Source organism: Actinomyces sp. 2119 (genome assembly GCF_003591215.1).
Classification (GTDB): domain Bacteria; phylum Actinomycetota; class Actinomycetes; order Actinomycetales; family Actinomycetaceae; genus Actinomyces; species Actinomyces lilanjuaniae.
Window position 1 is genome coordinate 230,327 of the sequence record NZ_QYRR01000004.1, and the last position, 11,217, is coordinate 241,543.

The window sequence follows — 11,217 nt, forward strand, 5'->3', positions numbered from 1 at the left end:
ATGAGGCAGAAGGCGACAAGGCGTCCAGCACCACACCCGCCAGCGCGCCTGCTACGGCACCCGCCGGTACCCCGTCAGTAGCTCCAGGAGCTCCGGGCCAGGGCACCTACCACGAGGGACCACGACCGGTCAGAGACCAGGCGTCCTCAGAGTCCTCCTCGACAGAGTCGTCCCACGGCTCCGCCTCAGGAGCACCCGAACCGGCCTCCAGGGGATCCGTACTGTAGCGCCGAGGAGAGGAGGACGTGGCCCCACGTCCCGCCTCCTGCACGTCCCGGGAGGCGTCCTGCCCGGAATCCTCGGCCCCCACGGCCTCCGCGGCACTGCCCGCTGACTGGGTACCACTCCCGGGAGCGGCGGCGTCGCCCTTGATCCACGCCAGGGTCTCCTCCAGCTGCTCCGGGGCCACCAGGACCTCACGGGCCTTAGAGCCCTCGGAGGGGCCGACGACCTCACGCGACTCCAACAGGTCCATGAGCCGTCCAGCCTTGGCAAAGCCCACCCGCAGCTTGCGCTGCAGCATCGACGTCGAGCCGAACTGGCTGGAGACGATGAGCTCGGTGGCCTGCAGCAGCAGGTCCATATCGTCACCGATCTCCTCGTCGATCTGCTTGCGGGCCTCTGGGACGACGACGTCCTCGCGGTAGTCGGGCGTGAGCTGGGCCTTGACGTGGTCCACGACCTGACGGATCTCAGACTCAGTGACCCAGGAGCCCTGGATACGCACCGGTGCCGAGGCCCCGGGACCCAGGTAGAGGGCGTCACCCTGCCCGGTCAGGGTCTCAGCACCGTTCTGGTCCAGGATGACGCGCGAGTCCAGCTGGGAGGCCGTGGCAAAAGCCAGTCGAGAGGGCACGTTGGACTTGATGAGGCCGGTGACCACCTGGGCCACAGGACGCTGGGTGGCCAGGATGAGATGGATGCCCGCAGCCCGGGCCAGCTGGGTGATGCGCTGGATGGAGGCCTCCACGTCCTTGGGCGCGGTCATCATGAGGTCAGCCAGCTCGTCAACGACGACCAACAGGTAGGGGTAGGCGCTGATCTCCCGCTGGGAGCCGGGCAGCGGCTGTATCTCCCCGGCCCTCACCGCCTTGTTGAAGTCGTCGATGTGCTTGTAGCCGAAGGAGGCGAGGTCGTCGTAGCGGGCGTCCATCTCCCGCACCACCCACTCCAGGGCCTCTGCCGCCTTCTTCGGGGAGGTGATGATCGGGGTGATGAGATGCGGGATACCCTCATAGATTGTCAGCTCCACCCGCTTGGGGTCCACCAGCACCATGCGCACCTCCTCAGGAGTGGCACGCATCATGATCGAGGTGATCATGGAGTTGACGAAGGAGGACTTTCCTGACCCCGTCTGGCCGGCGACCAGCAGGTGAGGGGTCTTGGCGAGGTTGGTCACCACGTAGTCGCCCTCGACGTTCTTGCCCAGGCCCACCACCAGGGGGTGGGCCTGCCTCCTGGCCGCCGAGGATCGCAGGACGTCACCGAGGTTGACCATCTCACGGTCAGAGTTGGGGATCTCGATACCGATGGCACTCTTGCCCGGGATCGGGGTGAGCAGGCGGATCTCGTCAGAGGCCACCGCGTAGGCGATGTTCTTCTCCAGGCCGGTGATACGCGAGACATTGACCCCGCGACCGCGCTGGACCTCGTAGCGAGTGACCTGGGGGCCCCGGGTGTAGCCGGTCACGGTGGCGTCAACGTTGAACTCGGCGAAGACGGCGCTCAGGGCCTCGACAATGCGGTCATTGGCCTCCGTACGGGTGGCGTGTCCCGGCCCGGCCGACAGGAGGCCCTCCTCGGGCAGGCTGTAGGTGGAGCCGTCAGGCAGCGCCATAGAGCCTAGGGCTATCTGGTCGGCCAGATCCTCCGGGGGCTCTCCCCCGGCTCCCGTGACCTCGGGGGTCTCGACCGTGACGGCGTCAAGGTCGGTCGGGCCCGGGTCCGGGGCGGCCAGCTGGCTCGCGGAGCGCACGGAGGCGCGGCCCCCACGGCCACCCCGGCCTGCACCTGTCCGGGAAGCCGCCTGTGGTGAGGTACCCACGAGCGTCGTCGCCGAAGTTTGCGACCCCGCCAGCGCGTCGTCAGCCCTGGCGATGACCTGGGTCCCGGCAGGACCGTCATCGTCAGGACCGTCATCAGGGGCGAGGGAGCCTCCCGGGGAGCCGGGTCCAGGCAGTACCGAGGTGGACCCTCTTGCCTGCTGCCCTCCCCCACGGCCGCTGCCCGGCTGGAGATCATGCTCCACCGAGCGCCGACGGCGACCGCTTCCGCGCGGGCGCTGCCTAGTCTCCCCCGGCGTCTCCCCCGGCTCCTTCTCCTCTTCCGTCTCTAGGGCGGAGCGGAAGGCCTCATCACCGTCGTAGGAGTCCAGGACCGTCGTCTCGGCCGCCCGGGCACCTGTCCTGGCACCACGACCACGTCCTGCACCGTTACGCACGCGTCCTAGGGCGCGCCGGGCCAGCGAGTCCGCCCCCGTCCCGAGGCCGCCGTCCGCGGTGTCCTGCTCACGGCGCTGCTCACGGTAGGCGGCTGCACGCTCACGCAGCTCGGCCACCGTCGTCCCGGACAGGACGAGGGCGGAGAAGGCAGCCAGGAGGACAAACAGCAGGAAGGCACCCACGGAGGAGAACAGCACCACCAGGGGGTAGCCCACCACCCAGCCCAGCAGCCCGCCAGCGTCCTCCAGCCCGGCGATACCGTCGACAAGACGGGGGTTTCCTGTTCCTACCTGGATCATGCCGGTGACGGCCACAAGGAGCCCCAGGCAGCCCACCGCTACCCTGGCGTGGACCGCTCCAAGCCGGTAGGAACGCAGCATAGCCGTACCCAGGGCCGCTAGCAGCAGCGGCACCACCAGGCTCAGGACCCCTACGGGACCGGCGGCAACGTGGTGAAGCACGCCGCCGGCGGTCCCTGACACGCCAAACCACTCGCGCAGGCCCAGCAGCACCGCCAGGCCGATAATCGCGAAGCCCCAGGCTGTGCTCCAGTAGCGGCCGCCCGCAGGACCACCAGGCTCGTTCCCGGCGGGACCAGGAGCGGAGGCACCCCGGCCTGCCCCCCGGCCCTGGGACGCGGAGGAGGACGCTGCGGAACGGGAGCTGCTCACGGTTCGACGAGTGGCCATGGTGCTCAGAAACTATCGAAAACTGGTCGGGTATCGGCCTGCCACGCCGCCAGCCACCGGTGCGACCACTCACGTCCTGACCGGCAGCCTCCGGCGGGTCAGCCCTGACGCAGCAGGGCGTCGATCTCCTCACGTCGCGGCGCTCGTGCCGGGCCGACGCGTGCCACCGCCAGCGCCGCCGCCGCGTTCGCCCGGTAGGCAGCAGCCACCGGGTCCAGCCCGTCCATAAGACCCACGACAAGAACCCCCGTGTGAGTGTCGCCCGCTCCTGTCGTGTCCACGACGTCACGCGCGAAGCCGGGGACCTCGGCACGATCCTGCCCCACCGGCCACAGCACGCAGCCGCTCCCCCCGGTGCGCCACACCAGGAGGGCATCAGGACAGGCTTCCCGGATCTCCTCGATGGCACCCATCCGGGCAGCCAGCCGCGTCATCTCCAGGTGGTTGCCGGTCAGCAGGGAGGTACGGCGCAGCAGGGGAAGAAGCACCTCGTCAGGGATGTCCGGCTGGACCGGCCCGAGGTCGACAACCAGGCTCACCCCAGGGGGCAGAGCCAGGAGCCAGTCCACCAGGACCGCGCGGCTGCTGGGGTGCACCAGGTCGTAGCCCGTGGCATGGACCCAGTCCCCACGCATCAGGTCGAGGCGCTCCAGGTCCTCCCGCTGCGGCTCGGCCTCGACCCCCTCAGTGGTGACATAGGTACGCCGCCCCGAGGGCTCGATCAGCGTGGTGCAGGTGCCGATGTCCCCGACGAGCTCCTCGACAAGGAGCTCGATACCGTCGACCCTCATGGACTCGCGCACTTGGGCGGAGTTGGGTCCGGTCCCCAAGGTAGCGGCCAGGGCGGCAAACGTCCCCTGGCGGGCCACGGCAGACACGACCGTGTAGCCACCGCCCACCATTGGCCCCGAGGAGACACCGGTGACCGCACCTCCCGGAGCAGGGAAGCGCCCCACGTGCAGAGGCAGGTCGATCAGGACCGAGCCGGTGGAGATGAAGCAGGCTGGACGGAGCCGAGTCATGGTGGACGTCACGCCTCGATGACCACGGGGACGATCATGGGCCGCCGCCTCAGCCGCCGCCCTACCCACCGGCCCAGCGTGCGCCGCATAACCTGCTGGAGCGAGTAGGCGTCAGCACGACCGCCTTCCAGGGCCTGGGCCAGGGCCTCGGTGACGTCGGGAAGGACGTCGTCGAAGACGGCGTCGTCCTCAGCCATCCCCCGAGCCTGGATGTGGGGGCCCGCGAGGATCGTCCCAGTCTTGGTCTCCACGACCGCGTAGACCGACACGAACCCCTCCTCCGCCAGGATCCGGCGGTCCTTGAGCTCGGTCTCATCAATCTCCCCCACCGAGGCGCCGTCAACGTAGACGTAGCCGCACGGGACCTGTCCCGCGATGGCGGCCCTGCCGTCAACGAGGTCGACGACGACACCGTCCTCGCACAGGACCACTCGCTCCGGGTCGATTCCCGTCTTGACCGCCAGCGCGCCGTTGGCCACCAGGTGCCGGATCTCGCCGTGGATCGGCATGACGTTGCCGGGGCCGACGATGTTGTAGACGTGGAGCAGCTCCTCGGAGGAGGCGTGGCCGGAGACATGGACCTTAGCGTTACCCTGGTGGACGACCCGGGCACCCAGACGCATCAGCTGGTTGATGACACGGAACACCGAGTTCTCGTTGCCGGGGATGAGGGAGGAGGCGAAGACCACGGTGTCACCCGGCTCGATCGTCACCGAGCGATGCTCGGAGTGAGCCATGCGCGACAAGGCCGCCATGGGCTCGCCCTGGGAGCCTGTCACCATGAGGACACGCTCGTCAGGAGGCAGCGTAGTGACGTCACGGGGGTCGATCAGCACCCCGTCGGGCACCTTGAGATAGCCGCGGGCAGAGGCGATTCCCATGTTGCGCACCATGGAGCGTCCCACCAGTGCCACCCGGCGGCCGTGGAGCGCGGCGGCGTCAAGGACCTGCTGGACGCGATGGACGTGACTAGCAAAGGAAGCAACGACGATCTGCCCCTGGGAGTCGGCGAACACCCCGTCGAGCACCGGCCCGATCTCCCCCTCGTGGCCGATCATGCCGGGGACCTCCGCGTTGGTGGAGTCCACGCAGAACAGGTCTACGCCCTCCTCCCCGAAGCGGGCGAAGGAGCGCAGGTCGGTGACACGCCCGTCGATAGGCAGGGAGTCCATCTTGAAGTCACCGGTGACCAGGGCGTTGCCTGCGCTGGTACGGATCATGACGGCCATGGCGTCGGGGATGGAGTGGTTGACGGCCACGAACTCCAGGTCAAAGGGGCCGTAGTCGGTGCGCTCGTGCTCACGGACCTGGTGCAGGACCGGACGGATGCGGTGCTCAGCCAGCTTGGCCTCCACGAAGGCCAGCGTGAGCTCGGAGCCCACCAGGGGGATGTCCTCACGCAGCCTCAGCAGGTAGGGCACCCCGCCGATGTGGTCCTCGTGACCGTGGGTGAGGACCAGGGCGACAATGTCGTCGAGCCGGTCCTCAATGGAGGAGAAGTCCGGCAGGATGAGATCGACACCGGGCTGGTCCTCCTCGGGGAAGAGCACACCGCAGTCAACCACGAGCAGCCTGTCCTCGACCTCGAAGACAGTCATGTTGCGCCCGACCTCCCCGAGTCCCCCCAGGGCGGTGACACGCAGCGCCCCCTCGGGAACCGGGTCGGGAGCCTTCAGTGCAGGAAAGTTCGTCACCTCGGAAGTGTAAGCCAGCCGGGAAGGTCCACCGAGCAGAAGAGCCCGGCACAGGTACGTGCCGTACCTGTGCCGGGCTATGAGGCAGTTTGAGCCTCCTGGGTACCCCCAGCCGGATTCGAACCGGCGCCGCCGCCGTGAGAGGGCGGTGTCCTAGGCCACTAAACGATGGGGGCAAGTCAGTATGAAACTGTGGTCGGAAGACACAACGAGTCCGCGCCCAGCACCACGGCGCATGACCGCAGTACCTCTGACTACGGCAGTTGACCGTAGTCGAGCATGTGCTCTGCCTCCGTACCCCCAGCCGGATTCGAACCGGCGCCGCCGCCGTGAGAGGGCGGTGTCCTAGGCCACTAAACGATGGGGGCAAGTCAGTATGAAACTGTGGTCAGGAGCCGAGGAGGCTCCGCTGGGGTACCAGGACTCGAACCTAGAATAACTGAACCAGAATCAGTCGTGTTGCCAATTACACCATACCCCACAGGGGAACCTCCCGAAAGCCGGTTGCTCCCGTGCAGCGGGTAGTAATGTACACGTCTGGTAACCCAGCGGCCAACTCGTCTCGGCGTGAGTGCAGCCACAGCGGGAGTGCGGCCCCTGGGCTCCTCCCGACTTCCAGGTGTCACCTAGAATCACCTCCGTCACACCCACTAGTCCCACTCCAGAGGTTCCCGTGAACACACCCACTCCCCCCTCAGGCCTGCGACGGTCCCGCCAAGCTCGTACCGCCGCGGCGTCGATGCTCCTGGCGACCACGCTGGTCCTGGGCGCCTGTGGCTCCCTGGGCGGCTCCGACAGCAGCACCCGGGCCGGCTCCGCTACCTCCGCCTCCCCGCGCTCCTCAGAGGAGACCCCAGCGGCCGAGGAGTCCCCGACCCGCTCCGGAGCGGTCGTGACCCGGCAGCCCAGCACCTCCACACCGACACCTGCTGCCACCACGCAGGCCCCCGCCGCCCCCACGCAGTGGCCCAACCCTGACGTCAAATTCTACAACGAGGACGAGTCGATCTGGTATCAGGACGACAGCGTAGCCAACTCTGAGTCCGTCGGGGACGAGGACAACATCGAGGGGTACCGCACCAACAACCACGCCTGCATCGGCTACGTCGCCCGGGAGTCGGGCGAGGAGCTCTTCTCTCCTGACGGCAACGACAACTCCCTCAGCAAGAGGCAGATCGAGACCAAGGAGGGCGCGCTGGAGGACTACTCCGCCGACGACCCCGTCGTCGTGGACCTGGTCAGGGACGACGAGGCCACGATGGAGGGCTACGAGGCCACCTTCACCGCGACCTACGGGTCCGACCCGGTCGAGGGCCACCGCTTCGCCAGGACCGTGAGCCAGCAGGGCTTCATGTTCTCCGCCATGGTGATCTGCGACTCCGGGGCCGGCCTGACCACCGAGCAGTGGCACACCATCCTGTCGGGGCTGCGACTGGAGGGCATCGACGCCACACCGATGTGAGCCTCCCGGCTCAGTCAGGCGTCCTAAGCCCTGCGCCTTAATTAGCCCCGGAAATTAGCCCCGGATGCGCCCAGGTTCAGCCCAGACGCTCCCTCAGGGAGCGCAGACGGCTCAGGCAGGGGGCGGCCCCCAGGATCTCCATCGACTCGAACAACGGCGGAGAGACCTGACGCCCGGTGACGGCCACACGCAGGGGGCCAAAGGCAAGACGAGGCTTGATGCCTTCTCCCCCCGGCATGCCCGTGCCTTCCACGATCGCCTCACGCAGCAGCTCTTCGATCCGTGCTGCCGTCCACTGCCCGGGCTCCAGGCTCGCCAGGGCGGCGATCCCTGCGTCCAGGACGGCAGGCGCGGAGTCCCTGAGCCTGGCCACGGCCCTGTCATCGGTCAGCCTGGCGGTCAGCTCCTCATCACTAACAAGCAGGAAACCAAGCATCTCCCGGCTCTCGCGCAGCAGTTGGATGCGAGTCTGGATCAGCGGCGCCGCCTGATCTAGCACGGCTTGTTCCCGCGCGGTCAGGTCGGCGTACACCGGCGCGCTGACCAGCGGGGCCTGCGCCACCTCGCCAGCAGGGTCTGGATAGACGTCAGCGAGGTAGGGCACCAGCCGGTCACGGAACTCCTGCGGCGGAAGCAGCCTGATCTGCTCAGCGTTGATCGCCTCACACTTCTTGAGGTCAAAGCGCGCCGGGTTGGGGTTGACGTCACGCACGTCGAAGGCCTCGACCAGCTCACGGGAGGAGAAGACGTCGCGGTCGGCGCTGAGCGACCATCCCAGCAGGGCAAGGTAGTTGAGCAACCCCTCGGGCACCATGCCCCTGTAGCGGTGGATAAGCAGGTTAGACTCAGGGTCACGCTTGGACAGCTTCCTGCTGCCCTCCCCCATGACGTAGGGCAGGTGGCCGAACTCGGGCACACCCGGGGCCCGGCCGATGGCCACAAGGGCACGGTAGAGAGCGATCTGGCGCGGTGTGGAGGACAGCAGGTCCTCCCCGCGCAGGACGTGGGTGATCCCCATGGCGGCGTCGTCCACAGGGTTGACCAGCGGGTACAGCGGCTCCCCTCCAGCACGGACCACGACGTAGTCAGGCACGCTTCCAGCCCTGAAGGTGATGGGACCTCGTACCAGGTCGGTGAAGGTGATGTCCTCCTCAGGCATGCGCAGACGCAGCACGGGGCGACGCCCCTGGGCACGCAGCTCGGCCTTCTGCTCCGGCGTGAGGTCCCGGTCGTAGCCGTCGTAGCCGAGCTTGGGGTCCTCCCCCCGCTCGCGGTGGCGGGCCTCGATCTCCTCCGGGGTGGAGAAGGACTCGTAGAGGTAGCCCGCCTCCAGGAGCTCAGCGGCAACCTGGCGGTAGAGGCCCATACGCTGGGACTGCCGGTAGGGCCCGTGCGGGCCGCCCCGCCCCACCCCCTCGTCCCAGTCCAGGCCCAGCCAGGTCAGGGAGTCCAGAATCGCCTGGAAGGACTCCTCGGAGTCGCGTGCGGCGTCAGTGTCCTCAATGCGCAGCACGAAGGTGCCGCCCGTGTGACGGGCGTAGGCCCAGTTGAACAGACAGGTACGCACCAGACCCACGTGCGGGACCCCTGTGGGCGAGGGGCAGAAGCGGACACGGACAGGGGCATCGTCCCCGGAGGTGGGGTTGACGGAACCAGCCATGGCGGTAGCGGCTTCCGTGTCAGTCATGTCAGTCACCTCTGGCGCGTCGGTCGTCACGCTGGTCGTCTCGGTCACGGGAGCCTAGCCTAGCGGCGCACCGGCCACCCTAGTGCACCTGTACCTCAGGAATCCTCTCCGGGCCGGTAGACAGCGGTAGAGGCGGTAGAGTCGGAGCATGTCCGGTATGTCCGAGCCAGCATCCGTCCCTGCCCCGGGCTCAGCCACGTCGCTGACGCGCTCCTTCGACGCCCTGACCCCGGAGGTCATGCGTGAACGCGGCTCCCTGAAGTGGACCTACTACCCTGGTGACATCATCGGCGCCTGGGTGGCGGAGATGGACCTGGGCACGGCCCCGGCGGTGGCAGCAGTAATCCAGCGTTGCGCGCAGGAGGGGACTATCGGCTACCTGCCTCCAGAGACCGCGCAGGCTGCCTGCCAGGAGGTGGCTCGCTACCACCGCGAGGCCTTCGGGTGGGACGTGCCCGCAGAGGAGGTCAGCCTTCTGCCGGACGTGCTGTCAGCTCTCAATGCGGTCATCGCCTTCCACACCCGGGAGGGGTCTCCCGTCATCGTCCCGACCCCGGCCTACATGCCCTTCCTCAGCATCCCGGGCCACCACGGCCGCGACTGCCTACAGGTCCCGGCGCTGGAGCGGCGCAACCATGACGGCTCCCCTCGCTGGGAACTGGACCTGGACGGGATCGAGGCCGCCATGCGGCAGGGAGCCGGGCTTCTGGTACTGTGCAACCCCTGGAACCCTGTGGGGCGGGTCCTGTCCGCCGAGGAGCTCAGCGCCGTCGCCTTCCTGTCCTCACGCTATGGCGTACCCGTGTTCGCCGACGAGGTCCACGCTCCCCTGGTCCTAGACCCCTCCCTGACCCACATCCCCTACGGCTCCCTACCAGACACGGACCCGGCCCTCACGTACACGGCCACCGCCGTGTCCAAGGGCTGGAACATCCCGGCGCTTAAGTGCGCCCAGCTGATCGCCTCAGGGCAGGCCCGGGCACGGTGGGAGGCGGACCCCCGCAGCGCGGGACTGTCGCACAGCGCGTCGCTCCTGGGGGCGCAGGCAGTCCTCGCCGCGCTTCGTGACGGCCAGGACTGGCTAGCACAGGTACGCCGCTACATCCGTACCAACGCCGAGCTGGTGCGCCAGGGGCTGGACACCGCAGACGGCCTGGAGGTCACCCTTCCGGAGGGGACCTACCTGGCGTGGCTGGACTGCCGCGGCCTGGGGACGGACAATCCGGCGCGCTTCTTCCGCCGCCGGGCGGGAGTCGCCATGAACGAGGGCGTGACCTTCGGGGACGCCTGGGACGGCTTCTGCCGCCTCAACCTGGCCACCGGCCGGGCCATTGAGGCGGAGACCGTCCGCAGGATCGTCACGGCGGCCCGGCAGCGCCCGGTCAGCGCCTGACGACCGGGTTGGAGAACGAGCCGATCCCCTCGACCTCCACCTCCACCCTCTGCCCTGCACGGATCTCACCAACCCCGGCGGGCGTGCCGGTGAGCACCACGTCGCCGGGCAGCAGCGTGAAGACAGTGGACACGTAGGAGACGAGCTCGGCGATGCTGCGGACCATGTCCCTGGTCCGTCCCTCCTGGACCAGCACACCGTCCACACGGGCGCGCACCACCGTGTCCGCCGGGTCGAAGGCAGGCTCACGCCCCGGCTCCGGGACCTCGATCCACGGCCCCAGGGGGCAGGAGGTGTCAAACCCCTTGGCCCGGACCCACTGGGGCTCGGTGCGCTGGCAGTCACGCGCAGTGACGTCGTTGGCCACCGTGTACCCCAGGACGACGTCGGGCACGTCCTGGACGGAGACGTCCTTGGCCAGGGTCCGCACCACGACCGCCAGCTCTGCCTCATAGCTGACCTCACTGGTCCACCCCGGAAGGACGACCGGTACGTCAGGACCAATGACGCTCGTGTTGGGCTTGAGGAAGACGACCGGAGTCTCCGGCGGGCCGGGCTGCCCCATCTCCAGGGCGTGCTCACGGTAGTTGCTCCCGACACCAACCACCTTGGAACGGGGGATGACCGGGGAGAGAAGACGGGCGTCGCGCAGCTCCACCACCTCCCCCGTAGCCTCCGGCAGGGAGAACAACGGGTCCCCCCTGAGGACCAGGAGGTGGCCGTCACAGTCCCCGGAGGGAGTGGTCTCAGTGTCCGGAACTCCCTGGACGATGCCGTAACGCGGCTCGTCACCGGTAGAGAAGCGCGCAATCCTCATAGGGAGAGCCTA

Annotated in this window: 7 protein-coding genes and 3 tRNA genes; 2 read left to right on the top strand and 8 right to left on the bottom strand. The window is 68.3% G+C overall.

The annotated features are described in order from the left end of the window. Positions 1-106: 106 nt before the first annotated feature. The 6 genes from D4740_RS06475 to D4740_RS06500 form a co-directional block, all read right to left on the bottom strand. Positions 107-3,130 carry a DNA translocase FtsK gene (locus D4740_RS06475; RefSeq protein WP_119836121.1) on the bottom strand — a complete coding sequence of 1,008 codons (3,024 nt, stop codon included), beginning with the start codon at positions 3,128-3,130 and terminating at the stop codon, positions 107-109. Between the two features lie 98 nt (positions 3,131-3,228). Next, positions 3,229-4,152, bottom strand: a complete 924-nt coding sequence (locus D4740_RS06480; RefSeq protein WP_119836204.1) for a PfkB family carbohydrate kinase — start codon at positions 4,150-4,152, stop codon at positions 3,229-3,231. A gap of 8 nt (positions 4,153-4,160) precedes the next feature. Then, entirely contained in the window at positions 4,161-5,846 is a 1,686-nt protein-coding gene (locus D4740_RS06485) for a ribonuclease J (protein WP_259390699.1), read from the bottom strand. Between the two features lie 103 nt (positions 5,847-5,949). Beyond that, positions 5,950-6,022 (bottom strand) — tRNA-Glu (locus D4740_RS06490). A 119-nt stretch (positions 6,023-6,141) separates the two neighbouring features. After that, a tRNA-Glu gene (locus D4740_RS06495) sits at positions 6,142-6,214 on the bottom strand. 41 nt (positions 6,215-6,255) lie between these two features. Beyond that, positions 6,256-6,327, bottom strand: a tRNA-Gln gene (locus D4740_RS06500). Positions 6,328-6,519: 192 nt separating this feature from the next. Here D4740_RS06500 and D4740_RS06505 point away from each other — a divergent pair. Further along, positions 6,520-7,308: a hypothetical protein gene (locus D4740_RS06505; RefSeq protein ID WP_147392859.1), complete on the top strand. Its 789-nt coding sequence runs from the start codon at positions 6,520-6,522 to the stop codon at positions 7,306-7,308. Positions 7,309-7,384: 76 nt separating this feature from the next. Here D4740_RS06505 and gltX read toward each other — a convergent pair whose 3' ends face one another. Next, positions 7,385-8,968: a glutamate--tRNA ligase gene (gltX, locus tag D4740_RS06510; protein WP_119836206.1), complete on the bottom strand. Its 1,584-nt coding sequence runs from the start codon at positions 8,966-8,968 to the stop codon at positions 7,385-7,387. A 175-nt stretch (positions 8,969-9,143) separates the two neighbouring features. Here gltX and D4740_RS06515 point away from each other — a divergent pair, with 175 nt between their 5' ends. Beyond that, positions 9,144-10,388, top strand: a complete 1,245-nt coding sequence (locus D4740_RS06515; RefSeq protein WP_310732072.1) for an aminotransferase class I/II-fold pyridoxal phosphate-dependent enzyme — start codon at positions 9,144-9,146, stop codon at positions 10,386-10,388. Here the strand turns inward: D4740_RS06515 and D4740_RS06520 are convergent. Next, positions 10,378-11,205, bottom strand: coding sequence for a fumarylacetoacetate hydrolase family protein (locus tag D4740_RS06520; protein WP_119836124.1), 828 nt, complete (start codon positions 11,203-11,205; stop codon positions 10,378-10,380). The two genes, D4740_RS06515 and D4740_RS06520, sit on opposite strands and share 11 nt — an antisense overlap. Positions 11,206-11,217: the final 12 nt, after the last annotated feature.

What these genes read in the sequence shown, in the direction of transcription:
- D4740_RS06475 (WP_119836121.1), bottom strand. Translation starts at nt 3,130, where the DNA reads ATGGCCACTCGTCGAACCGTGAGCAGCTCCCGTTCCGCAGCGTCCTCC.
- D4740_RS06480 (WP_119836204.1), bottom strand. Translation starts at nt 4,152, where the DNA reads ATGACTCGGCTCCGTCCAGCCTGCTTCATCTCCACCGGCTCGGTCCTG.
- gltX (WP_119836206.1), bottom strand. Translation starts at nt 8,968, where the DNA reads ATGGCTGGTTCCGTCAACCCCACCTCCGGGGACGATGCCCCTGTCCGT.
- D4740_RS06515 (WP_310732072.1), top strand. Translation starts at nt 9,144, where the DNA reads ATGTCCGGTATGTCCGAGCCAGCATCCGTCCCTGCCCCGGGCTCAGCC.
- D4740_RS06520 (WP_119836124.1), bottom strand. Translation starts at nt 11,205, where the DNA reads ATGAGGATTGCGCGCTTCTCTACCGGTGACGAGCCGCGTTACGGCATC.